The organism is Arthrobacter sp. RCC_34, assembly GCF_041360795.1.
Lineage (GTDB): Bacteria > Actinomycetota > Actinomycetes > Actinomycetales > Micrococcaceae > Arthrobacter_E.
This window is the reverse complement of sequence record NZ_JBFUPW010000002.1, coordinates 389474-413861: the sequence shown is the minus strand read 5'-3', so window position 1 is coordinate 413861 and position 24388 is coordinate 389474. Positions and strand designations below refer to the sequence as shown.

The window sequence follows — 24388 nt, the reverse complement described above, 5'->3', positions numbered from 1 at the left end:
GGACCGTGCCCCGCCCGAACCGCCAGTAGGTGCCCGAATCCCTCCCGGATCAGGGCACCTATTGGCGGTTCGGGTACGTGGGCGGGCCGTCGGGACGGTAGACGAGCGTGAGCACACCGCGGCTGTCGGTGCGCGAGCTGAGCAGCTCGAGTGCGAGGTCCGGACCGTCCTGCGGGAACAGCCGATCGCCCTGTCCCAGCACGACGGGCACCACCAGCAGGGTCAGTTCATCCACGAGGCCGCGTTCTAGGAGCCAGCGGACCAGTCTGACACTCCCGTGGACCTGGAGATCGCCGCCCGGCGCGTCCTTCAGCTCCCGGATCCGGGTTTCCAAATCCCCGCTGAGCCGGGTGGTGCCCTCCCAGGCGGTCTCGGGTTCGGACGACGAAACCAGATATTTGGGAGCGCGGTTCAGGGCGTCCGCGATGGCATGGCCGCCGGGCGGCATCGAACCCCAGTAGGGCGCGAAGACGTCGTAGGTGGTCCGGCCGAAGAGGAAAGCCCCGGCCCGCTGATAGGTCTCGACGATGAAGGTGAACGTCTCGTCGTCGAACGCGCCCATCGCCCAGCCGCCCCGTGTGAAGCCGTTTCGGATGTCCTGTTCCGTCGCCCCGCCGTTGCCTTGCGCGACGCCGTCGAGGGTCACCTGCGTCATGGTGGTCAATTTCATGGATGCCACTTCCTTCCTCGCTTCATCGTAGGAGCGGGGCGGCACGAGAGCACGGACTTTTTCGGTGCCCTGCTTCCACGCGAACCGCCACTAGGTGCCCGTATCCGTGGGGTGTTCGGGCACCGAGTGGCGGTTCGCGAGCGGGGGTGAGGGCGCGACGGCGGATGGGGCCGTGCGCTCAGGCGTCCAGGCCGATGAAGCGAGCGAAGGCCTCGTGGCCTTCGACCTCCAGGTCCCAGTCGGGCCTCCGGAAGTCCGCGGAGTCCAGCCGGAGCTGTTGGATCTCGGCGGGACCCTGCGCGGATGGTTCGCGGTGCCGGCCGTTGTCCCGGTACCCCAGAGCATGTGACACCCCGAGGGACCGCTCGTTCCACACGGCGGCGGCGGATTCCGCGACCTCGGCGCCCAGATGGTCGAAGGCGTACAGCAGAATGGCCGCCCGCATCTCCTTGCCGAGCCCCCGTCCCTGTGACGACTTCCGCATCCAGGACCCGCTCGACACCACGCGGAACGCCGCGAACTCCTTGGCCATGAGGGACTGGGAACCGATCAGCTCCCCGTCGTGCCAGATCCCGAAGGCCAGGTCCCAGTGCTCGGGTGTGAACCGGGAGCGCGAACCCCAGTGGAACTGCGCGGTGTTCGCCGGAAGCTCGTGTTCGGGGGCCTCGGACCAGGCGACCGAGAAGGGTGATTTGCCGGGCTCGTGAATACCGGACCGGACCGCCTCGATGAGCTCGGGGAGTTCGGTGTCGCGGATCAGGCGGAGCTCCACGCGAGGGGCGCGCAGGACCAGGCCGAAGGGCGGGAAGATCTCCTCGAGAGTCAGCATGGCGACGAGTCTAGCCAACGCACTGCTCCGGCCAACGCGCGGCGGACCGGCAGGCCCGCTGTGGCCGGTCGTCGGGGGCGGGGAGAGCCGGGGACAGCCGGGGAGACTCACGTGTGAATGGCCCTGCCACGGCAGCCCCGTTAGGGTCGGCTCATGCTCACACGGATGACCCTGCTCTGGGATCTCGGCGCCGGCTGGCCGCTCGCCACTCTCGTCCTCCTGGCCCTGGTGGTGCTCGTCTTCCTGTACGCGGCGGGGCGCCTGGCCTGGATCGATGCGAAGACCCGCCTCCTCCCGGACCGGATCATGCTGCCCTGGGCGGTGGTTTCGGGAGTGCTGCTGCTGGCGGCTTGCGGGTGCGCGGGCAACCTCCCGTCCGACATCGGCTGGGTCGCCTATGCTCCGTCGGCGAACGAAGTCTTCAGTCCCGGTGGCTTCACCGGCCACGGTGCACCGGGCTCCGCGGAGTGGCTCACTTCCCTGTTCGAACAGCGGGAAGATCTGGCCGCGCCACTCTGGGGCGTCTGGGGACTGCGAGTGATCGCCGGGGGCGTCCTCGCCTGGCTGTTCCACTTCCTCCTGCGCGCCGTGAACCCGTCCAGCCTCGGTTTCGGCGACGTGAAACTCGCCGGCGTGCTCGGGATGCACCTGGGCTACGTCGGCTGGTGGGCCCTGCTGCTCGGGACGCTGCTCGCCTTCACCCTGGCTGGACTCACGGCCCTGGGCCTGGTGCTGTCCCGGCGGGTGGGATGGCGCGACTCGATCCCCTTCGGACCGTTCATGATCGCCGGCGCCGCCATGGCGCTGGCGCTGCCCGCCTGAGGAAAGGCTGACGCGCGACGGCGGCCCGGCGTCGCGCGCTAGAGCGTCGCCAGATACGCGCGCACGCGCTGCCCCAGATCGCGCTCGCGGCTCGTGAGGGCGCTCACGAGTCCGCCCAGCCGCTCGACGTCGAATGCCTGAGTCTCCTGCCCGCGCGCTCGCCGATGGCGGGTCTCCAGTTCCTCGCATCGCCGCAGCGCGAGGGTCTGCGCGCGGACGCGGAGCCGCCGGTCCTCCAGCTCTGGTGTCCCGTGCGCCGCCTCGGCCGTCACGGCGTCGAGAGCCGCGGAGTCCTCGGCGAGAAACAGGGTCTCCAGCTCGGTGCGGATCTCGCGCAGCCTCTGGTCGTTCTCCTTCCGAGACACCGTGCGATCGCGACGGAGCCGGCCGATGGCGGAGGGGATGGCGAACAGGAGGACCACCAGGAGCACGGCCCCGGCCCCGACGCCGACCTTGGCGGCTTCGGTCTCGGTCCAGGCCGGTTTGCCGAGGCTCTCGGCCAGGTCCTGCTTGAGCCGGTAGGTCAGCGTGTAAGCGAGGCCCCGGGGGTCATCGGCGTAGTCGCTGCCACCACTGCTCAGATGGTCTCCCGACAGGCGGGGCGCCGGCGTGGGGCCCCAAGCGAGGCCGATCTCGCGGTATTCGCCCTGGCCTACAGGGCGCACCACGTTCACCATGACGTCCGGGTACAGATCGCCGGTGGCCGGATCGACCAGTTCGGGGCGCCGGGTGAATGCGGTGCGCAGCAGCTCGGTGGTGCGCGTGCTGCTCAGGCTGGTGAATTCCCGGCCGGTCGAGTATTCGTCCGGCCTGGCCTTGACGACGACGTCCTCGGTCGGGTCCGCGGGGATCTCGAGGACGGCGAGGCGCCACGGGACGAAGGCGCGGACCGCGGAAGCGCCCGCGTCTGCCTCCGCGAGACTCTGCCACCCCGGGCCGGTGGGCAGCGAGACGAAGTGCACCGGCTTGTCCTGGCCGAGCACGGTGCCCACGATCAGCGCGCCCTGGGTCCCGGCGACGATCACCACCATCAGCGCACCGAGCGCCAGGACGGGGCGCCAGGCCTTGCGGTCGGACGTCCGATTCTCCGCGGCCGGATCCTGGCCGGCCCGCCACCAGGGGACGCGCCCGTGTCCACGGCCCTCATCAGGGCGCAGGACCGGGGCGAGACCGAGGGATGCGCGGGTCTCCTCCCACCAGGCGTCGAGGCCGTCAAGGCTCAGTCCGTCGAAGCCGGGCTGTGCCGGGAGCTGTTCTGGGAGCTTCTCCGCCGGCCGCGTCTGTCGGCTGAGGCTTCTCCGCACACCCGTGACTGCACCCGTGACAGCAGCCGGGGCGGCCGACGGCGACCCCCAGAGCGCGCGGAGCAACGGGGGACCGGGCTGTCGCACGGAGAGCTCCTGGACGCGCTCGAGGGCCGTGTCGGCGTTCAGCCCGCGATCCGGGGCAAGCCCGGCATGCAGCGCCTGGCGGAGCGCCTCCGAGGTGTCCTCCGCTGCCGCCAGGAGCGCCGCGATGGCATCCTCACCGTCCGGCGGATCGGCGGACGCGCCGTCGTTCCAGCGGGAGCCGAGCGGCAGGAGGGAGGCCCTGACGTCCTCCAGCCGCCGGACCGCGGTGCCCAGCCCGCCTTCCAGAGCGAGTCCTGCTTCCCGCGCCAGCGTCCGCACGTGGTCCGCGGCGTCCAGGTACGGTCGCGCGTTCAGATCCCAGGCGAGGGAGGCCGTCGGAGTGCCGAGCACCAGCGCGGTGCCCTGCACCACGCCGTCGTCGAGTTCGTCCAGCGCCGTGGCGGTGCGGCGGAAGGCGGCCGCGTCCTCCGGGGTCAGGTCGTTCATGGTCGGCATCCCGCGGGGGAGACGCTCGTAGAGTCCGGCCTCGGCGCGGGTGAGTTCGAGCGACCGGCGGCTGACCTCTTCGGCCGAGGCCTTCAGCCGGGCGGTCGTGGTCGAAGCGGGTGCGTCGGCGAGCTGTTCGGAAGCGAGCCGGGTCAGCTCCAGATCGAGGGTCACCGTGGCCAGATGCCGGGACCCGACGGCGAGGTCATGCCAGAGCTTCCGGGCGTCCCTCATCCGCGCCGCGTGACGCCGGGCCAGGACCACGGTGCCGAGGGTTCCGGCGGCCGTGAGCGCGAGCCATCCGAGCGGCGTGCGGCCGATCGCCTGGGATTGCGCGTCGACGGCGGCGCGAGCGGCCAGCGCGGCCGCTCCGGCGCGCTGACCGGCATGGTAGGCGTTGGCGAAGGCGTCGAACACCATGTCGTCGCCATCCGGGTCGTAGTTCTTCTGATTGTGGGGGACCGGCAACCAGCCCTTCTGGATCCGCGCCCCCGCGAACGTCCCGTTGACGACGACGGCGACCGTCCCCGCCCGCGGAGCGGAGCACTGAGGCGCGGTTCCGGCGTCGCACACGAGGAGCCGGGTCGGTTCGTAGGCTTTCAGCGGCCCGCCGAGGGCCGCCCGCACCTGGCTCTCCGACACCGCGGAGCCGTGCACCTCGACCGTCACCGTCGACGTGGGGATGTTCAGGGCGATCCCGATCAGGGCCATGAGACCCGTGAGCCCGCCCAGCACGATCGCCGCCCACGGCCGGGTGCGGTACGGGTACTTCTTCTGCTGGCCTGCCACTGGTCCCCTGTGTGTCCCGGAGCGTCGAGTAGTGTCCCGCTCACTTTACTCAAGATGGTGGCCGAACCCGGAGATGACGACGACGGCGGGTGGTCACCCGCCGTCGTCGTCAGTCATTCAGTTCAGCTGAGTTCAGCTCAGCTCAGTCGCTGAGCAGTGTTTGCTCAGTCCCAGTGCTTGCTCAGTACTTGCCCGTCATGGTGGTGACGTCGAGGGCCTTGTCGAGGACCTCCTCGGTGACCTTGCCGTCGCCCTCGCCGACGAAACCGAGCTTCTCGGTGGCCTGACGGATGGTCAGACCCTCCTTGACGGCGGTCTTGGCGATCTTCGCGGCGTTCTCGTAGCCGATGTACTTGTTCAGCGGCGTGACGATGGACGGCGACGCTTCGGCCAGGAAGCGGGCGCGCTCTTCGTTGGCGCTGATGCCGTCGATCATCTTGTCCGCCATGACGCGGGAGGTGTTGGTCAGCAGGCGGATGGACTCGAGCAGGTTCGCGGCCATGACCGGGATGCCCACGTTCAGCTCGAAGGCGCCGTTGGTCGAGGACAGGGCGATGGTGGTGTCGTTGCCGATGACCTGGGCGGCGACCATGATGGCGGCCTCGCAGATCACGGGGTTGACCTTGCCCGGCATGATGGAGGAGCCCGGCTGCAGATCGGGGATCGCGATCTCGCCCAGGCCCGTGTTGGGGCCGGAGCCCATCCAGCGGAGGTCGTTGCTGATCTTCATGATGGAGTACGCGATCGTGCGCAGCTGACCGGAGACCTCGATCAGGCCGTCGCGGTTGGCCTGCGCCTCGAAGTGGTTGCGGGCCTCGGTGATGGGCAGCGCGGTGTCCTCGGCGAGCAGGGCGATGACGCGCTGCGGGAAGCCGTCCGGGGTGTTGATGCCGGTGCCGACGGCGGTGCCGCCCTGGGGGACCTCGGCCACGCGCGGCAGTGAGGCGTGGATGCGCTCGATGCCGTAGCGGATCTGGGCCTCGTAGCCGCCGAACTCCTGGCCGAGGGTGACCGGGGTGGCGTCCATGAGGTGGGTGCGGCCCGACTTGACGATGCCCTTGAACTCCTCGGCCTTGCGGGAGAGGGAGGCGGCCAGGTAGGTCAGGGCAGGGACCAGGTCGTTGAGCAGCGCGTTGGTCGCGGCGACGTGCACCGAGGTGGGGAACACGTCGTTGGAGGACTGGGAGGCGTTGACGTGGTCGTTCGGGTGGACGACGCGATCGCTGCCCTTGTCCGCGAAGGAGCGGGTGGCGAGCTCGGCCAGGACCTCGTTCATGTTCATGTTGGAGGAGGTGCCGGAACCGGTCTGGAAGACGTCGATCGGGAACTGATCGTCGAATTCGCCGGCGGCCACGCGGTCCGCGGCGTCGGCGATGGCGTCGGCGAGATCTCCGTCGATCACTCCGAGTTCTTCGTTGGCGCGGGCGGCGGCCTTCTTGACCCGGGCAAGCGCTTCAATGTGCTTGCGTTCCAGGGTCTTGCCGGAAATGGGGAAGTTCTCCACGGCACGCTGGGTCTGGGCCTTGTAAAGCGCGTTCACGGGGACGCGGACCTCGCCCATGGTGTCGTGTTCGATGCGGAATTCTTCAGCAGCAGAAGTCATGACCTTACTGTATGACGCACGACGGCGGCGCTGAAACTCGCGTCGTGCCACCCGGGGCGCATGTGGCGGAGGTCATGGCCGGCCCGGCTGCCCGGGCCGGCAGGGTGCGCCTCAGTCCTGGAAGTGCCCGACGCCGGAGACCAGGTCTGCGCGGCCTTCCTCGAGGCGGTAGGCCATGCCCACCACCGCGGTGCGGCCGGCGTCGATGGCCGCCTTGATGGAGGGGGAGCGCTCCACGAGCCGCTCGGCCGTCTGGCGGGTGTGCTCCACCACCATGTCGTTGACCTCGTGTTCGCCGTGGCGCAGGGAGTTCAGCACGGAGGGCGTGATGCGCTCGACCAGATTGCGGATGTAGCCGCCGGGCATGTCCCCGGAGTCCACGGCCTCCTTGGTGGCCGTGACGGCGCCGCAGTTGTCGTGGCCCAGGACCACGATCAGGGGGATGCCCAGGACGTCCACGCCGTATTCGAGGGTGCCGAGGACGGCGTCGTCCATGACCTGGCCGGCCGTGCGGATGACGAAAGCGTCGCCGAGGCCGAGGTCGAAGATGATCTCGGCGGCCAGACGGGAGTCCGAGCAGCCGAAGATCAGGGTGAAGGGATTCTGGGCGTTGACCAGGGAACTGCGTCGGTTGGCGTCCTGATTGGGGTGGGACGACGTGCCCGAGACGAAACGGGCGTTGCCTTCGACGAGTTTCTGCCAGGCCTGCTGGGGGGTCAGATTCGAGCTCACGCCGCTTACTTTACGCGGTGGGGGAGGCTGAGGGCGCGGGCGTGACGGCGGGCGCCGCGTCCACGGCCTTCAGGACGGCGGATGCCACGACGTCGAACTCCTTCAGGTCCGCACGGCCGTTGAGCACGAGGGTGAAGCCGCGGTGTTCGAGGACCAGCGTCTTCGGCCCGGTGCCCTTGTCCCGCAGGGTCCAGTCCTGGCCGTCGATGGTGCGCTTGCCGGTGACGGGGGCGTTGTCCGCGATCTGAGCCACCCAGGTGGGGTTGCCCTTCCTGGTCTGGGTCAGCCCGACGAAGCCCTGGGCGGGCGAGACGAAACCGACCTCCCAGGCCGGGACGCCGGACTCGGTGCCGGACTTCCAGCGCGCGTAGTTCGGGTGCCAGCCGGAGGGGAGCGCCGGAGCGGCCGGAGTGAACCCTGCCACCGGGGCGGCATTGACCGACACGGCGGAGACGTCGATCTTCGGGTCGTAGCCGGGCTGCTTCGGCTGGGCGTTCAGGAGGATGACCGGAAGGATGCAGGCGATCGACACCGCCAGCGCCAGGATCATGCCGATCACCGAAGCGTTGGCCCGCTTGGCGGCGTTCTTCGAGAGGACCGCTTTGAACCCCGGTTCCCCGGGCAGGGGACCCCGGCCCGACGCTTCGCCGGCAGCCTCAGGGACCGTCTCGGGAGAGGAGTCTTCGGCGGCGGGGAGGGGGGTCTTGGGGGAATCACTCACCCCTCCATGGTCCCCCATGCCGGGTGCCCAGCGCCAAACGGCGGGAAGCGGGACTGTGACACTGTTGCACCTGTCACATCACGGCGCAGGGCGGAGGCCGCGGTCTATGATCGTTCCGAGGACCGAACTCCCCTCTCCCGGCGCCTTCGGAGCCCGGGTCCTTACTTTTCAGCAGAACTCAACGAAGAGGTACACGGTGGCCGCAGCTTCCAGCGCTAGCAAGTATTCAACGATCTCCCCGGACCTCGCGGTCGGGAACGACGAGCCGGACCGCAACCTCGCCCTTGAGCTGGTGCGCGTGACCGAGGCCGCGGCGATCGCGGGCGGCCACTGGGTGGGCTTCGGCGATAAGAACAAGGCCGACGGCGCCGCGGTGGATGCCATGCGTTCCTTCCTCAAGACGGTCCACTTCAATGGTGTGGTGGTCATCGGCGAGGGTGAGAAGGACGAAGCCCCCATGCTGTTCAACGGTGAGCAGGTGGGCGACGGCACGGGCCCCGAGTGCGATGTGGCCGTGGACCCGATCGACGGCACCCGCCTGACCGCCCTGGGCATCAACAACGCGCTGGCCGTGCTGGCCGTGGCCGAGCGCGGTTCCATGTTCGACCCGTCCGCCGTGTTCTACATGGAGAAGCTCGTGACGGGTCCGGAGGCCGCCGACATGGTCGACCTCCGCCTGCCGGTGAAGCAGAACCTGCACCTCATCGCCAAGGCCAAGGGCGTGAAGATCAACCAGGTGACGGTCTGCGTGCTGGACCGTGACCGCCACAAGCCGCTCGTGGAGGAGATCCGCGACGCCGGCGCCCGGACCAAGTTCATCCTCGACGGCGATGTCGCCGGCGCGATCGCAGCGGCCCGCAGCGGGACCGGCGTCGATGCCCTGATGGGCATCGGCGGCACCCCGGAAGGCGTTGTGGCGGCATGCGCGATCAAGTCCCTCGGCGGCGTCATCCAGGGCCGCCTCTGGCCGACGAGCGACGAGGAGAAGCAGAAGGCGATCGACGCCGGCCACGACCTCGACCGCGTGCTGACCACCAACGACCTCGTCACGAGCGACAACTGCTACTTCGCCGCGACCGGCATCACCGACGGCGACCTGCTGCGCGGTGTGCGGTACCAGAAGGACCGTGTGGTCACGCAGTCGATCGTCATGCGCTCGAAGTCGGGCACCGTGCGCCTGGTCGACGCCGAGCACCACGCCTCCAAGTGGGAGAGCTGGGCGCGCCGCTGAGTCCAGCGCTCGCGAGTCACCTCTGACGAAGGGCCATGCCACCGGATCCCCGGGGTGTGGCCCTTCGTCGTTCGGTGCCCGCTGCCGTGCTGCCCGTCCCGCCCTGTCACCGGCACGGACCGGACCGCCTCGCCGCATACGATGGGGGCATGACGGGCACATACCAGGATGGGGACTGGATCGCGGCGCAGGATCCCGGGGCGCCGCCCGGGCTGTTGTCCGAGATCGCGTTCCGGCGCTGGGACCTCCATCCGGTGCTCGAGGCCAATCCCGCGCTGCGACCGGAACTCCGGCAGTGGATCGCCCAGGTCAATCCTCCTCATCTGCGGCAGTACCCTGTGGCAGGCGCCCAGCCCGTCGGGTACGGCGGTCAGCAGCCCGGCTTCCCACAGCCCGTTCCACCGCTGCAACAGGCGCCCGGGTACGGCCCGGGCGGCCCTGCCGGCGCGTATCCCCAGGCCGGGGATGCGGCCGGAGCCTATGGACCGGGGATGGCGGGGCCGGCGGTCCCTCGGAGGAGCGGTCCTGGCCCGTGGATCGCCGGTTGTGGGTGCCTGGCGCTGGTGTTCGTGCTCGTCCTGGTGGGTTTCGGTCTGGGTGGACTCAATGCGATCTTCTCGTCCGGGGACCGGCAAGGACCGCCCGGAGTGGCGCAGAAGCCCCTGATCAACGGCCCGTCGGCCAGCTCGGGCGCACAAGAGCAGCTCCGCGCCTTCGAGGCGGAGATGGCGAAGTTCGACCAGCTGGCGGCCACGCTCAAGAACAATCCGGTGGCGCCGATCGTCGCTGACGCCCGGAGTCTCCGTTCGCTCGAGACGCGGGCGAAGACCCCCGGTCTCAGCGTCCGGTCGGCGACGAATCTCACCGCGGAGGCGCGGCAGCTGCGGCAGAAGCTGGAACAGCGGATCGCCGCGGCGAAGGTGCGCCGGGTCAACGCCTCGGGGTCGCTGTCCGAAGGACTCGTGGACAGTGCGGGGAACGGTTTCATCGACATCCGCTGGGACGCGGCCACGGCCTGCGGCAAGGCGAAGTCCAAGACGGGTCAGACGGTCGGCTGTGTGAAGGGATCAGACCCCCTGACGGTGCATCTCCTCAAGGAAAGCGCGTTTTCCGAAGACTGGGATCTGCGGATGGTTGTGGTCCACGAGCTGGCCCATGTCTATCAGCGAGCCGACGAGTGGTCCTCTCCGGGCGGTGAAAGCCGTGCGGACCGGCTCGTGGCCCGCGGGCTCTTTCAGAAGAGCAACGAGAAAATGGCCGATTGCTATGCCCTCACCTATTACAACGAATGGTCGCTGGAACGGAACGGCTACAGGGTGGGCTACGGCTACGTGTGCAATGCGTCGGAACGCCAGGCGATCCGTTCCTGGGCGGCCGCGATCAAAGCACCGATGCCGAAATAGTCGCCGGCGCTCCGGCGGTGATCTCCACGCAGCGGAATTCAACGACGCCCGGCAATTCATGAATATTCGATTCTCTTTTCCGCATTTCGGGATATCTCCGGAGAAAGAGAATTCGATCAAACGCGTTTATCACACCATGTAGACTGGAGACCATGGTTGACGTGAAGGTGTGCACCGAACAGGCGGCATGGGATGCCCATATCAGGGAGCACGGCGGGCACCCGCTGCAGCTCTGGGGCTGGGGGACTCTCAAGGAGCGCGGAGCCTGGCGCGCGGCCCGTCTGCAGGTGGTCGACGGCGAGAAGGTCATCGGCGCCGCACAGGTCCTCCGCCGCTCGCTGCCCTTCCCGTTCCGTTCCTTCCTCTACGTCCCCCGCGGGCCCGTCTGCGCCCCGGAAGACCGCGGGCGAGTGCTCAAGGCGCTCCGCGACTACCTGAAGAAGAACTACTCCGGCAAGGCCGTCAACATCATGATCGAGCCGGACTGGGAGGGCTCCATGCCCGCCGGGTCCGAGGAGTGGAAGCCCGCGCGTAACAAGCTTCTGCTGGGCGACACCCTCGTCCTGGATCTCACGCAGGATGAGGAGACGCTGCTGGCCGCCATGCATCAGAAGCGCCGGCAGGACATCCGGAAATTCGGGAACAAAGGTTTTGAACTCCGTGAGGTGACGGATCACGCGGGAATCGCGCGGTGCCTGGAGATATACAAGGAAATCGCGGACCGCGCCGGATTCGAATTGCACGACGACGCCTATTATTACGCCATTTTCGATGATCTGGGTGACGGCAGCCCGGTGTATGAATTGGTGGATTCCGAAGGCGAGACCGTGGGTTTCCAGTTCCTGCTGGTCACCCCGCGGGTCGCGTTCGCCCTGTACGGCGGCGTGAACGCCAAGGGCCGCAAGCTCCGGGCCAACGGCGGCTTCGAGTGGGAGTGCATGAAGCTCATGAAGTCCCAGGGTGTGGAGCAGTTCGACCTCAACGGTCTCCTGAATGACCGCATCAGCGACTTCAAGCGCTACTTCGCTAAGCACGAGAACCACTTCGTGGGCAGTTACGCGCTGCCGCTGTCCGTGGCGAACCCCCTGTGGGAGGTCGCGCTGCCCCAGGCGAAGAAGGTCATGAGCAAGGCCCGCGGCCTGCTTGCCAAGGTCAAGGCCAAGGGGGCCTGATCCGCTTGGCGTCCAGGGCTGCGCAGCCCTGAACGGAACGAAGGCGTGGCCCCCGCAGTCGAATCCTTTCGGATTCCGCTGCGGGGACCACGCCTTCGTCGTGCCGGACGCGTCCGGACCGCGGTATTAACTCAGCTGGGCTTTCATCTGCCGCTCACAGGGCGTTGGAGACGCCCAGTCCCGTGCTGACGGCGAACGCCAGCACATCACCGTCGCCGTCCGTGGCGATCGATCCGGTCCGCACCGCGGGGTGAGCCGTGACAGGGTCCTCCGACGCGGGGATGAAGGCGCTCTCGCCACGCTGCAGAATCAGCTCGCCCTGAGGGGAGTCCAGGCGGAGCGCGCCGCGCACCACCAGAAGGACCGTGCCGCCGTCCTGCCGGACGGCGAGGTGTTCGGTTCCTTCCTGAAGCTCGATGCGCTGCAGGGCGAACTCACGGAACGGCGGGGTGAAGACCTCCTGGCCGAGCAGCGTCTCCTCGCGGGGCGTGCGGGGCACCTCCGACAGGGGGGTGAAGTCCACGGTGGCCAGGAGCTCGGGGACGTCGACGTGCTTGGGGGTCAGCCCGCCCCGCAGCACATTGTCCGAGTTCGCCATGACCTCGATCCCGAGGCCCTCCAGATACGCGTGCACATTTCCGGCCGGAAGGTGGATGGCATCGCCCGGAGCCAGCTCCACGAGATGGAGAAGAAGCGACACCAGGACGCCCGGATCGCCCGGGTACTTGTCCTGGAGATCCGCTGCGGCCTCCAGTGCGGTGCGGTGCGCGTCGTCCACGGGCAGGCCGTCGACGACGGCCCGCAGGGACGAGGTCGCGGCGGCCAGCCCGTCACCGCCGGTGAGCAGGGCCGCGAAGGCGGTCCGGAGCGGCTCAGCCCCGCGCAGCGCCGCGACGATCCCCGCGGCGTGGTCCCGCGCGTCGTCGTCCGAGGCGCCGGCGGCCAGTGCCTCGAACAGCGCCACCGACTGCTCCACCGGACGGAAGCCGCACAGCGCCCGGAACGGGGTGAGGGCGAGGATCATCTCCGGCTTGTGGTTGTCGTCCTTGTAATTGCGCCAGGCGGCGTCGCGGGGGACGCCCGCGGCCTCCTCCCGGGCGAACCCTTCCCGGGCCTGCTCCAGACTCGGATGGACCTGGAGGGACAGGGGCTCCGCCGCGGCGAGGACCTTCATCAGGAACGGCAGCCGCGGCCCGAACGCCGCCACGCTCTCCGCCCCCAGGAAATGCGCCGGATCGCCGGCGATGACCTCGTCGAGGCCTTCCCCCCCCGGCACCCGCGAGGGGGAGTCCGGGTGGGCGCCGAGCCACAGCTCCGCCTCCGGCCCTCCCGACGGGGCACGCCCCAGCAGCTCGGCAATGGCCGTGGTGGATCCCCAGGCGTAGGGGCGCAGCTCATTGTCCAGACGAAGCATCACGGGTGTCCTTTCGGGATCGGGAGGGGACCGGGCACGGGGTCAGAGAGCGGCGCAATTGCCGTTCTTCGCCAGCAGCTGGTCCAGGGTCTGGTAATCCTGGGCGTCGTAGAGCGAATTGAGGTACTGGGCCGTGATGGGCTGGCCGTCCGGACGGGTGGTGCTCAGCGGGAAGTCCGGCGGCAGCTCGTCCGTGAGGGGCGGTCGGACCGCGCCCTGGGCCTGTGCTCCGGTCCCGGGCGCGACGGCGGCGGACACCGTGCCGTCCTCGCTCACCGCGCCGGGCTGCAGCGGAGCCGCGGCCTTGGCCGGTTTGCCGGTCGCCTTGGCCAGCAGGGCCTTGACCTTCGAGTGGATGAGATCGAAGTTCGGATCGCCCAGGCTGAAGTCGGCGGGGAAGTCCGGCGGGCCGACCGTCATCCGGACCGTCGGCTGCCCCTTGGCCTTGGCGGCCAGGTCCACGAAGCCACCCAGCTGGCCCTGCGGGATGTCCGTGTCCACCACGTGCGCGCCGGCCTTGGCGATCGCCTCGAACTTGGTGATCACGGTGGCGGGGTCGAGCTGCTTGATCATGGCCTGCTGCACGCACTGCTGGCGCTGGACGCGGGCGAAATCGTCCACGTTCTCGCGGGAGCGGGCGAACCACTGGGCCTGGAATCCGTTGAGGGTCTGGTTGCCGGGGTGGATCCACCCGTCCGGCTTGACGTGCCGGGTGTCGCTCCCGGGCAGCATCCCGCCACTGATGGGCACCCAGGCGCCCACGCGCATCTTGACTCCGCCCATGGCGTCGATCAGCTGGGCGAAGCCGTCCATGTCGATCAGGGCGTAGGCCTGGATGGTGATGCCGAGGGTGCCGGAGATGGCGTCCTTGGTGGCTTCGGCGCCGGCGTTCTTCCCCGCGCCGTAAATGTCCTTGTGGTTGTTCGTGGCGTCCGTGTAGACCGCGTTCAGGAGGCAGTTCAGCGCATCGGGCTCGCAATTGTTGAACCCGTCCGGGTAGATGCGGTGCATGGGCGAGCTGTCCGGGAACTTCGCGTACTGGAGGGAGCGCGGCACCGAGATGATCGCGGAGGCGCCGGTGGCGGCGTCGATGCTGATGACGGACATGCTGTCCGGGCGGAGACCTTCGCGGCCCTCGCCGGCGTCGCCGCCGAGCAGCGCGATGTTGTAGCGGCCGTCCACCGGGTCGAAGGGCGGACGGCCGGCGTCGAACACATCGCCCAGGGCGCCGCGGGCCACGTTGACCAGGTACGCGCCGTAGCCGAGGGCGCCGCAGCTCAGCACCATGAGGACCACGAGCACGGCGGCCACAGGGGCCTTCCAGCGCGGCGGCAGGATGGCCAGGCGGCACAGGCGGAAGGTGTTCACCCACACGAGCACCCAGCCGATCAGGAGCGCCACCAGACCGATCATCCAGAGCACCATGAGGACCGGGTGGGTCAGGATGGAGAGGAGCAGGGCACGGTTCAGGAGGGCGAGCACCAGCGCGAGGAGCACCAGGGCCCAGACTGCGAAGGTGACCCGCAGGGCGATGCGCCCGAAACGGCGGTCACCGGCCACCACCTGCGCGGATCCCGGGACCAGAAGGGTGAGGGCGATCAGGACCCAGGCACGGCGCACCCGGTCGCCCGGCTCCGCCTCCTGAGGCCGGCGGATCGGGTCGTCCAGGCGGTTGCGGCTCATCATGGCGCCCCTAGGCCTGCGCCTCATCCGCTGCCGAACCGAGGGGCACTCCGGAGGCCCCGAAGACCTCCGCGGCCTTGGCCCGCAACGAAGCGCCCTTGGCCGAGGCGACGGCGTTCAGGCTTTCGGAGAAGCGGAGCAGATCGTCGCGGAGGGACTGTGCGAACTCGCCTTCACCGGCGGCGAGCATACGCACCGCCAGGAGCCCGGCGTTGCGTGCGCCGCCGATGGAGACCGTCGCCACCGGCACGCCTGCCGGCATCTGCACGATCGAGAGCAGCGAGTCCATGCCGTCCAGCGTCTTGAGCGGCACAGGGACGCCGATGACGGGCAGGGGAGTGACGGAGGCGAGCATCCCCGGCAGGTGAGCGGCGCCGCCGGCGCCCGCGATGATGATGCGCAGTCCGCGCTCGTGGGCCTGCTGGCCGTACCGGATCATCTCGGTGGGCATGCGGTGGGCGGAGACGACGTCGGCTTCGAACGGCACGCCGAACTCGTGCAGGGCCTCGGCGGCGGCCTCCATGACGGGCCAGTCGGAGTCCGAACCCATGACGAGTCCTACAAGGGGAGTGGTGTTGCTGCTCATGCGTGTCCGATCGTTGTCTGGGGATTCAGCGGTCAGGGTGTTGCGATGGTCAGGAGCCGGCGCCGTCGCGCAGGATGGACGCCACCCGGCCGGCCTGCTCGCGCAGCTCCTCGGCCTGAGAGGGATCCTGGGCGACGATGTTCACGTGCCCGATCTTGCGTCCCGGACGGACGGACTTTCCGTAATTGTGGACCTTGGCGCCCGGTGCGGCCGCGAGGGCGGCCGGCATGGCGGAATAGATGTCCTGATTGGCGCCGCCCAGGAAGTTCTTCATGACGGCCACGCCGCCCAGCACATCGGTGGCGCCGAGCGGAAGATCCAGGACCGCCCGCAGGTGCTGTTCGAACTGGCTCGTCACGGAGCCGTCCTGCGTCCAGTGGCCGGTGTTGTGCGGCCGCATCGCCAGCTCATTGATCAGGAAGCCGGCGCCCTCGCCGGGCGTTTCGAACAGCTCCGCCGCCATCACGCCGGTCACGCCGAGCTCCGCGGCGAGGGTCAGCGCCGCTGCCTCCGCGGCCTGCGCGACGGCGGGGTCCAGGCCGGGCGCGGGAACGATCACCTCGTCGCAGACGCCGTCCACCTGGATGGTGTGTGCCACGGGCCAGACCCGCTCTTCGCCGCTCGGCGTGCGCCCCACCAGGACGGAGAGCTCGCGGGAGAAGCCGACCTTGGCCTCGGCGAGCAGCGGGGACATGGTCTCGAACCAGGAGGCGCAGTCCGCGGCGTCGGCGGCGTCGTCGACGATCCGCACGCCCTTGCCGTCGTAACCGCCGCGCGGGGTCTTCAGCACCACGGGCCAGCCGATCCGGTCACCGAACTCCACGAGGGCCTCGACGGAATCGACCGCCGCCCACTCGGGGTTGGGCAGGCCGAGACGGTCGACGGCGGTGCGCATCACGATCTTGTCCTGGGCGTGCACCAGGGCGTCCGGGCCGGGTTGGACGTTGACGCCCTCGGCGATCAGGGCCCGCAGGTGCTCGGTGGGGACGTGCTCGTGATCGAAGGTGATCACGTCGACGTCCCGGGCGAACGCGCGCAGGGCCTCGAGGTCACGGTAGTCACCGATCGGGGTCGTCTTGACGGCGGCCACCGCGGAGACGTCCGGGCCCTCGGCCAGGACGCGGAGTTCCACGCCGAGTTCGATGGCCTCCGGGGCCATCATCCGGGCCAGCTGGCCGCCACCGATCACACCAACAACAGGGAAAGTCACGCCCCTAAGACTACCGAACACGGCCGGACCCGCCCTCAGCCGGCACCCAGCGTGACCTTCGCGCGCCTCTACGTGACCGCCCGGGACGGGGTCCGGCGCCCGCGGCGCGTCGCGGTCCACGGAGCCCCGTCACACGGCGGACTCTCCGCATCCGCTGAAGCCGGGCAAAGACAACGGCGCTAAGATGTACCACTGGCCCCTGGGTCGTCTACACATCGTCAGTTGGCCGTGGAGGAATACATCGTGAACAAACTCGCTGATCGCATCCGGGGGCTCGCCTCGCTGTTCTGGCGTGAGGTGGCCAAGTTCGGGGCCGTTGGCGGGATCGCGTTCGTCATCGACAACGGGCTGACCTACTGGCTGATGCACGGCATCATGGACGACTCCGAGGCGAAGGCCCGTTTCGTCGGCGCCACCGTGGCCACGATCTTCTCCTGGCTGGCCAACCGCTTCTGGACGTTCCGGCACCGCCGCCAGCCGAATGTGGTGCGCGAGTTCGTGATGTTCGTCATCATCAACGGCATCGGCATCGGCATCTCCACTGGCCTGACGGCGATCGCCAAGTACTGGATGCACATCGAGGACAAGAACCTGCTGTTCCTCGCGGGCGTCGTCGGCATCCTGGTCGCCACGGTGGTCCGTTTCTTCGCGTACCGCTTCCTCGTGTTCAACAAGGAGCTGGACGAGGAGCCCGGCTACGACCACGACCACGAGCTGATCGACAGCGGCAAGGCCGGCAAGAACTGATTCTTCTCCCGGGCCCGCGGAGCCCGGGCTCATCGTTAAAAGCGGCAGGGCCGGTCTCGTGGAGACCGGCCCTGCCGCTGTTTACAAGGCTGTTTGCAAGGCGGAACGCGTTCTGGGCTGGTCGTCCGGGCTAGGCGTCCCGCGCGCCGCCGGACGTCACGCGTTCGGACTCCAGCAGCCTTTCGGTCACGGGCACGCTCTCGTGGACCAGGACCACGGAGCCACCTGCCAGCCAGGCCCCCAGAGAGTGGGCGAGGACCGTGGTGAGGCCGTCCGTGGCGTGGACCAGCGCCCGTGCGCCCTCCGGAGTGGGCGTGGCGAAGGCTGCCAGCCCGGCGTCGTCGTACGCCTGGTCCTCCGAGACGAGCAGCATCTCCTGTCCGGTCGGATCCATCCACGGCAGGAAGACGTCGCCGTGGCTGCGGACCTCCGCCGCGTAGTCGACGACGCCGGCCGGCAGCGCACCGGGCCAGCGCGGCGCGAGCGCGCCCAGGGACACCGCGATGAGCTGGGTGTCCACGTCGCCGGCCCGCTCCAGCAGGCCGGCGTCAGCCGTGGCGACGAGGTCCGAGGCGGAGAGCTCCTCGTCGTTCCCCGGGACGCCGGGCCGGACGGTCAGGCCCAGGTTCAGCGCAGCGAGTGCCAGCACGGATGACTTCCAATGACCCGGCAGGTCCAGTGCGATGCTCCCGCCGGGCGCCGCGTCGAGTTCGTCCTGGAGGAAGTTCGCGGTTTTGGCCACCCAGTTGTCCAGCACTTTGCCGGACAGCTCGACCCGTTCGCCGTCCGGCCCGTACCAGGTGAGACGAGGAGCCCCAGGTGGGAGGCTCAAGCCCTCTCGGAAGTCCTTCAGAAGCGTCCTGATGACGAGGTCCATGGGGCGGTTCGATCCTTCCTGCGAGCGGCCGCTCAGCTCCCGGCGTGGCGCATCGGGAAAAAAGCAAGTGTCCTGAGTATTATCCCTGCCCGCTTGACCTCACCCTAGTTACACGCGTGTAATTAGTAATTGCAGACCGCCAAGGCATGGTCCGGAGGTGCGCCTCAGGGCTCCCCACGTGCCATCCGGGCGGCAGCCATTCAGATCGAGGAGAGGCGCAATGGGGCAGACAGAGCGTATCCAAGACGAAAACTTCACCCCGGGCCAGGCCGCGTACCAGGCCGCCCGCACCGTGCCGGAGGACTGGTTCCTGGACCCGGCCGATCCGGAGCGCGCGCAGCGCTTCCGGCAGGACGCCGCCCGCAGCCTCGAGGACCAGGCCACCGCCTTCCTCACGGCGCATGAGCCCGCGGAGGCCGAGCCCGCCTCGCCCGAGGACGAGCTGGACCCGCCACTCGAGCTGTTCGCGCGCCCCGAGCCGAGCGGACTGGCCGCGGCCTTCACCATCCTTCCGGGCCGGGAGGTCGGCGACGAGTCCGAACTCAGCTGGCAGGCCGAGTCCCTGTGCGCCCAGACGGACCCGGAGGCGTTCTTCCCGGAGAAGGGCGGCTCCACCCGCGACGCCAAGAAGGTGTGCGCCGCGTGCACCGTCCGGCAGCAGTGCCTGGAGTACGCTCTCGCCAACGACGAGCGCTTCGGCATCTGGGGCGGACTGTCCGAGCGGGAGCGCCGCCGACTGAGGAAGCGAGCAGTCTGATTCACCCCCAAGCACGGGTCACGGCCGTGGTGGTCTCCCACCAGGGCAGTGCCTACCTCCCCAGGACCTTGGCCGCCCTCTCCCGGCAGAGCCGTGCAGCGGACGTCTGCATCGGCGTCGACGCCGCCTCCTCGGACGGCTCCGCCCGGCTGCTGGAGGATGCTTTCGGCAGTGACAACGTCACGTTGTTCCGCCACCCCCGGCTGGGCTTCGGCGCGGCCGTGCAGGCCGGATTGGCGACGGCGGACCGGCTGAGCTCCGGCGACGCCGCGGCGCTCTCCGCAGACCAGCAGTGGGTGTGGCTTCTGCACGACGACTCCGCTCCGGCGCCGGACGCTCTGGAGCGTCTGCTCGAAGCCGTGGAGCGGTCATCCAACGTCACGATCGCCGGGGCCAAGCAGCTGGACTGGAACTCGCAGCGCAAGCTCGTGGATGCCGGCCTCGCCGTGAGCACCTGGGCCGAGCGCCTCACGCTCATCGAAGCGGATGAGCTCGACCAGGGGCAGTACGACCAGCTCCGGGACCGCTTCGCCGTCAACTCCGCGGGCATGCTGGTCCGCCGCGACGTCTGGGACGCGATGGGCGGCTTCGACCCCGCCCTGCCCGGCACCGGCGACGACGTGGACCTCTGCTGGCGCAACTGGCTCGCCGGGAACAACGTGGCCTTCGTGCCACAGACCCGGATCTACCACGTCCAGAACCGGCCGCACGCCCTCGGCACCCCGGCCGCGGCCCGCACCTCGCAGGTGTACCTCCGGCTCAAGCACACGAGCTGGTGGAAGATCCCGTTCCTGGTGCTCGGGACGCTCATCGCCTCGGTCGGGCGGTTCCTGCTGGCCGTGGCCATGAAGGACCCGGGCTACGGCTTCCAGCAGCTCGCCGGAACCATCCGTGGCGTCTCCCGCCCCGTGGCTCTGGCCCGGGGACGCAAGGTGGCGGCCCGGACACGGAAGAACCCCCGCAAGACCATCCGCCGGCTCCAGACCTCCCGCGAGGAGGTCTGGGCGCACCGACGGTCTCTCATGGAGGCGCTCGGAGCCGACGAACTCCTGGACGCGTCGTACAGCTCCACCGGTCTGGCCTCGGAACCGAGTGGCGACAACCAGGACGACTTCTCCGCCCTCGCCGCCCCGACCCGCGCCTTCGCCGGCTGGGGCCTCATCGCCTCGGTGCTGATCACCGCGGGAATCGCCGTGGTCGGCTTCTTCCCGGTGCTGGGAGGCGCCCAGTCCGGCGGTGGCCTGCTGCCGCTGTCCACCACGCTCGGCGAAGTGTGGGACAACGCCACCCGCAGCTGGGTGACCCTCGAAGCCGGCTACCCGGGTCACGGTGATCCGTTCGGCCTGGTGCTCTGGATGCTCTCGGTGCTCAACGGCGGTCAGCCGTCGCTCGTGGTGCAGTCGGCGCTCCTTGGCGCCATGCCCCTGGCCGCGGCAGGCGCTTGGTTCCTCGCCGCCTCACTGACGAGGCACCGCCGCACCTGGTTCCTCGCGGCACTGATCTGGGGCACGGCACCGGCGCTCTTCACGAGCCTCAACCAGGGCCGCCTCGGCGCGATCCTCGTGCACGTGCTGACGCCCTGGCTCGTGCTCGCTCTCGTCCGTGCCACCGGATCCGCCCGCGACCGCCGGCTCGAGGCACGGGCCGACGGGCTGCCCCCGCAGGCGCCGGTCACCAGCAGGGCGGGTGTGGGCGGCACGATCTCGTGGACCGCCGCCGCGTGGGCCGGGCTGCTCTTGGCCGCCGTGACGGCCAGCGCCCCCGTGCTCCTGGTGCCCTCCCTCGTGTCGGTGGTTCTCCTGGCCCTCCTGCTGCGGCGCCGCGGGCGCGCCCTCTGGTGGAGCCTCACCCCGCCGCTCGCGCTCTTCCTGCCGTTCGCCTTCACCGCGGTCACCCAGCCCCGTGCCTTCCTGGCCGACCCCGGGGTTCCGCTGGCCTTCGGCGCCGCCCCCCTGTGGCAGCAGCTTCTCGGCCAGCCGATCGCCGTGGATCTTCACGCCGCGGTCCCGGGCCTCGGCTGGCTTCCGGGTGATATCCCGTGGGCGTTCATCCTGATGCTCGTCCTGGCTGCTCCCGTGCTGCTGTTCGCGGTGTGGGGCGCTCTGGTGCCCGGGCGACGCGGCCGGACCGGCACCGTGGCGCTCCTCGTGGCAGCCCTGTTCCTGGCCGTCGGCTGGGTCATTCCGGGCATCGCCGTGGCCGCCGGAGTGGACGCCGTGGTGACCCCCTTCACCGGTCCCGCCGTCTCGGTGGCCTTCTGCGCGGTGCTGGTCTCCGCCGTCGTCGGCGCCGACCGTGCGCTGCAGCGCCGGAAGGCCTCCCGCACCCGGCGCGCCCCGTGGCGCGTGGGCGTCGTGTCCATTGCGGTCGTGGTCCTTCTTCTGGGCCCGGCCTTGAGCTCGTGGACCTGGCTGGCCTCCAACCTCGGGGTCGGGACGGTCGCCGACGGTCCCCGGTACGGCGCCGCGAAGCTCTTCCAGACTCAGGACAAGCCTCAGATCCCCGCGACCGCGGTGGACCGGGGCCGGGGTCCGGAGCAGACCCGCACGCTGGTCATCACCGAACTCGGCGACGGCAGCTACACCGCAGCGCTCGTGCGCGGCTCCGGCACGACGCTGGACGCCCTGTCCACACTCGCCGCCGTGCACGGCATCCGCAACGATTCCGATGCTCCGGCGGCGGATGACGACGCGTCGGCGGGCATCCGCACCGCGGTCGCCACGATCGTCGCCGGCCAGGGCGTGGACCCCCGTCCGACGCTGGAAAAGCTCGGCGCGGGCTTCGTGGTGCTCAAGGGCGCCAACGACGCCGCCGGGCTGACCGCCAGCCGCATCGACGCCGTGCCGGGCCTCGCCGCCGTTGGGCCCACCGACGCGGGATGGCTCTGGCGCGTGCGCGCCCTGGATCAGCCCCCGCTGAAGGACTCCGACACCATCAACCGGGTCCGCGTCCTCGACCGGTCCGGGAAGGTGGAGAGCCAGCTTCCCAGCGGCACCGTCGGCGTCGACACCACGCTGGGTTCCGGGGCCGAGGGCCGCAAGCTGGTGCTCGCCGAGCGCAGCGACGCGAACTGGACCGCGAGCCTGGACGGCAAGCGGCTGAATCCGACGACGGTCGGCTGGCAGCAGGCCTTCGACCTGCCCGCGGGCGGGGGGCACCTCGTGGTGGCCCACAGCGATCCGTGGATCCCCTGGGTCCGGGTCATCACCTGGGTGGTGTTCATCGTGACCGCGCTGCTCGCAGTGCCCATTCCCGAACGTCCCGGGAAGGTCCGCATGGTCCGGGACGAGGCAAGCCTGAGGAAGGCCGGACATGACTGAGGACAACAAGGACGAGCGCGCCGAGACCGGCGCGGTGGAGGGCAACGGTCCGGAGAGCCCGGCGTCCGAGGCCAAGGCCCCGGAGCCCGTGAAGCAGCCCGAGCCGGTGAAGCAGCCGGAGCCTGCCAAGGCCCCGGAGCCCCCGGTGGCTCCCGCCGCTGGAGCCGTCACCGGCGACCCCGCGACACGGGGAGCGGCCAAGTCACCGGCGCGCGCCGCAAAAGCAGAGGCGCGGGCCGGCAAAGCCGCCGCGAAGGCAGCCAAGGCCGAAGCTCAGCGCGAGGCGGCGGCGAAAAAACCGGGTAAGAAGCTGAAGGCCGAGGCCGGCGTCGCACTGCCTGCGGCGTCTGCCTCCCCGGCGTCAGAGGGCGCCACGCCCGTGAAGAATCCGCGGGCCGCCCGGAAGATCGCGAAGGCCATCGCGGCGGGCACGGCGGGCGTCGCATCGATCGCTCTGCTCGGTGCCGTCGCCGCGGGCGGCACCGCGGCGCCGCGGTCGGCGGGTGGCCAGCTGGCCGCCGTCGCGGCTGAGGTTCCCGCCGGCGATTCCCTCTCGGTCTGCCCCGCTGCTCCGCGGCTCCTGGCCGGTGCCGGTGACGGCACGGACGCCCAGTTCCGGCCGGAGTCGAGCACCGCGACGACGGTGTTCCGCGGTCTGACCCTGAGCGATCCGAACGGCCGGATGCCCGCCAGCGGTGTGCAGTCGCTGGACGGCAAAACCCTCCAGGGGCTGACCAAGGCGAGCCCCAAGACCGACGAGGGCGTCCCCGGTCTGCCGGACCTGAAGGTCGCGGCGATCCCGTCGCGGACCCCGTCCGGGCCCGAGGTGCTGCGGGTCGGAACCCTGGACGGCAAGGACTCCACGGGCGCGGCCGCTCTGTCCTACCGTGCGGCCGACGGCGACCTCCGCGGCCTGGCAGCGGTCACCTGCCAGGCGCCGAGCAGCGACCAATGGCTGGTGGGCGCATCGACCCTGGTGGGACGCACCTCCGTGCTGAATCTCTCCAATCCCAGCACCACCCCGGCCACGGTGAATCTGGAGCTCTACGGCGACAAGGGCCAGATCAAGGCCCCGGGCAGCCGCGGGCTCTCGATCGGCGCAGGTCAGTCCCGGTCGCTCGTGCTCGCGGGCCTGGCTCCGCAGCAGGCGGCCCTGGCCGTGCACGTGAGCAGCACGGGTGGCCCGGTCACGGCCACGGTGCAGCAGAGTGTGCTCCGTGGACTGACGCCCGGCGGCGTCGACTACCTCGGCCCGACCGGCCAGCCCGGCACCCGTCAGGTCGTCCCGGGCGTCTCGCTGAAGGGCAGCGCCGCAGCGGCGAAGCTCGGATCCGGTTTCGAGGACGCCGAGCCCACCCTGGCGCTGGCCGTCCCCGGCGCGCAGGACGCGGTGGTCCAGGTCCGGGTGTACGGCAAGAGCGGTCAGCAGGCCCTCGACAAGGGCGTGGTGAACGCCCCCGCCGGCACGGTGACGCAGGTTCCGCTCTCCGGCCTGCCGGACGGCGAGTACACCATCGCGGTCAGCTCCGACGTCTCGGTGACGGCCGCCGTCCGGGCGACGCGAGGGACCACCGCGAAGGACCCGTCCGACTTCGCCTGGGTGCCGGCGTCGGCTCCTCTGAGCACGTCCCAGGTCATGGCCGTCCCCGTGGGTGGCACGAGCAGGCTCCAGTTCGGGGCGCCCAGCGGCCGCGCGGAGATCAGTTACCGTGCGATCACGGCCGACGGCGCCATCCAGCCGGCGGCGAAGGCGACTCTGGCGGCCGGCACGACGGCGTCGGTCGAGATCCCAGCGAAGGCCGGGGGATCGGACGTGGTCGGCTACCTGCTCTCCGCCTCGGGCGAACCCGCCTACGCCGCGGTGGTCCAGACCGAGGACAAGGGCCCGGGTCTGAGCGTCCTCTCGGTGCCGGTCACCGGTTCCGGCCTCGACAAGCTCCCGGTGCGCCTGGGGCACTGAACGGGCGCCGATCCTGACGGCTCG

The 24388-nt window shown here is 70.1% G+C and carries 19 protein-coding genes; 8 read left to right on the top strand and 11 right to left on the bottom strand.

The window, feature by feature from the left end; translation table 11 throughout:
* Positions 1–58: 58 nt before the first annotated feature.
* A complete protein-coding gene (locus tag AB6732_RS10560) occupies positions 59–670 on the bottom strand; it encodes a dihydrofolate reductase family protein (RefSeq protein WP_370959919.1) in 612 nt (203 codons plus the stop codon).
* 178 nt (positions 671–848) lie between these two features.
* A complete protein-coding gene (locus AB6732_RS10555) occupies positions 849–1499 on the bottom strand; it encodes a GNAT family N-acetyltransferase (protein WP_370959918.1) in 651 nt (216 codons plus the stop codon).
* Positions 1500–1652: 153 nt separating this feature from the next.
* Between AB6732_RS10555 and AB6732_RS10550 the strand changes: the two genes are divergently transcribed.
* A complete protein-coding gene (locus AB6732_RS10550) occupies positions 1653–2321 on the top strand; it encodes a prepilin peptidase (RefSeq protein ID WP_370959917.1) in 669 nt (222 codons plus the stop codon).
* A gap of 38 nt (positions 2322–2359) precedes the next feature.
* Here AB6732_RS10550 and AB6732_RS10545 read toward each other — a convergent pair whose 3' ends face one another.
* From AB6732_RS10545 to AB6732_RS10530, 4 genes are all read right to left on the bottom strand, one after another.
* Entirely contained in the window at positions 2360–4948 is a 2589-nt protein-coding gene (locus tag AB6732_RS10545) for a DUF5129 domain-containing protein (RefSeq protein ID WP_370959916.1), read from the bottom strand.
* 181 nt (positions 4949–5129) lie between these two features.
* Positions 5130–6551 (bottom strand): class II fumarate hydratase, encoded by a 1422-nt coding sequence (locus AB6732_RS10540; protein WP_370959915.1) that lies wholly within the window; start codon positions 6549–6551, stop codon positions 5130–5132.
* A gap of 111 nt (positions 6552–6662) precedes the next feature.
* Complete coding sequence (locus tag AB6732_RS10535; protein WP_370959914.1) at positions 6663–7283, bottom strand: carbonic anhydrase; 621 nt, start codon at positions 7281–7283, stop codon at positions 6663–6665.
* A 10-nt stretch (positions 7284–7293) separates the two neighbouring features.
* A complete protein-coding gene (locus AB6732_RS10530; RefSeq protein ID WP_370959913.1) occupies positions 7294–8004 on the bottom strand; it encodes a DUF4245 domain-containing protein in 711 nt (236 codons plus the stop codon).
* A gap of 196 nt (positions 8005–8200) precedes the next feature.
* Here AB6732_RS10530 and glpX point away from each other — a divergent pair, with 196 nt between their 5' ends.
* The 3 genes from glpX (at position 8201) to AB6732_RS10515 (ending at position 11810) form a co-directional block, all read left to right on the top strand.
* On the top strand, positions 8201–9235 hold the full coding sequence (glpX, locus tag AB6732_RS10525) for a class II fructose-bisphosphatase (protein ID WP_370959912.1): 1035 nt from the start codon (positions 8201–8203) through the stop codon (positions 9233–9235).
* 149 nt (positions 9236–9384) lie between these two features.
* A complete protein-coding gene (locus tag AB6732_RS10520; RefSeq protein WP_370959911.1) occupies positions 9385–10638 on the top strand; it encodes a hypothetical protein in 1254 nt (417 codons plus the stop codon).
* A gap of 152 nt (positions 10639–10790) precedes the next feature.
* Positions 10791–11810, top strand: a complete 1020-nt coding sequence (locus AB6732_RS10515) for a lipid II:glycine glycyltransferase FemX (RefSeq protein ID WP_370959910.1) — start codon at positions 10791–10793, stop codon at positions 11808–11810.
* Between the two features lie 154 nt (positions 11811–11964).
* On the opposite strand, the gene manA is transcribed toward AB6732_RS10515, so the two are convergent.
* Genes manA through AB6732_RS10495 form a run of 4 tightly spaced genes read right to left on the bottom strand, consistent with a single transcriptional unit; the run spans position 11965 to position 16703 of the window.
* Complete coding sequence (manA, locus tag AB6732_RS10510; protein ID WP_370959909.1) at positions 11965–13224, bottom strand: mannose-6-phosphate isomerase, class I; 1260 nt, start codon at positions 13222–13224, stop codon at positions 11965–11967.
* A gap of 42 nt (positions 13225–13266) precedes the next feature.
* Positions 13267–14907 carry an LCP family protein gene (locus tag AB6732_RS10505; RefSeq protein ID WP_370959908.1) on the bottom strand — a complete coding sequence of 547 codons (1641 nt, stop codon included), beginning with the start codon at positions 14905–14907 and terminating at the stop codon, positions 13267–13269.
* Positions 14908–14917: 10 nt separating this feature from the next.
* Complete coding sequence (gene purE / locus AB6732_RS10500) at positions 14918–15493, bottom strand: 5-(carboxyamino)imidazole ribonucleotide mutase (protein ID WP_370959907.1); 576 nt, start codon at positions 15491–15493, stop codon at positions 14918–14920.
* Positions 15494–15542: 49 nt separating this feature from the next.
* Positions 15543–16703, bottom strand: a complete 1161-nt coding sequence (locus tag AB6732_RS10495) for a 5-(carboxyamino)imidazole ribonucleotide synthase (protein ID WP_370959906.1) — start codon at positions 16701–16703, stop codon at positions 15543–15545.
* A gap of 240 nt (positions 16704–16943) precedes the next feature.
* Between AB6732_RS10495 and AB6732_RS10490 the strand changes: the two genes are divergently transcribed.
* Positions 16944–17450 carry a GtrA family protein gene (locus AB6732_RS10490; protein ID WP_066214669.1) on the top strand — a complete coding sequence of 169 codons (507 nt, stop codon included), beginning with the start codon at positions 16944–16946 and terminating at the stop codon, positions 17448–17450.
* Positions 17451–17580: 130 nt separating this feature from the next.
* Here the strand turns inward: AB6732_RS10490 and AB6732_RS10485 are convergent, their stop codons facing one another.
* Positions 17581–18327, bottom strand: coding sequence for a TIGR03089 family protein (locus AB6732_RS10485; protein ID WP_370959905.1), 747 nt, complete (start codon positions 18325–18327; stop codon positions 17581–17583).
* 220 nt (positions 18328–18547) lie between these two features.
* On the opposite strand from AB6732_RS10485, the gene AB6732_RS10480 reads away from it, so the two are divergent.
* From AB6732_RS10480 to AB6732_RS10470, 3 genes are read left to right on the top strand one after another with little or no spacing between them, the layout of a single operon-like run.
* On the top strand, positions 18548–19084 hold the full coding sequence (locus tag AB6732_RS10480) for a WhiB family transcriptional regulator (RefSeq protein ID WP_370959904.1): 537 nt from the start codon (positions 18548–18550) through the stop codon (positions 19082–19084).
* Between the two features lie 26 nt (positions 19085–19110).
* The gene (locus tag AB6732_RS10475; protein WP_370959903.1) at positions 19111–22404 is read left to right on the top strand and encodes a glycosyltransferase; all 3294 of its coding nucleotides are present in this window, start codon (positions 19111–19113) and stop codon (positions 22402–22404) included.
* Positions 22397–24364 (top strand): DUF5719 family protein, encoded by a 1968-nt coding sequence (locus tag AB6732_RS10470; RefSeq protein WP_370959902.1) that lies wholly within the window; start codon positions 22397–22399, stop codon positions 24362–24364. Before AB6732_RS10475 ends, AB6732_RS10470 begins: the two co-directional genes overlap by 8 nt.
* Positions 24365–24388: the final 24 nt, after the last annotated feature.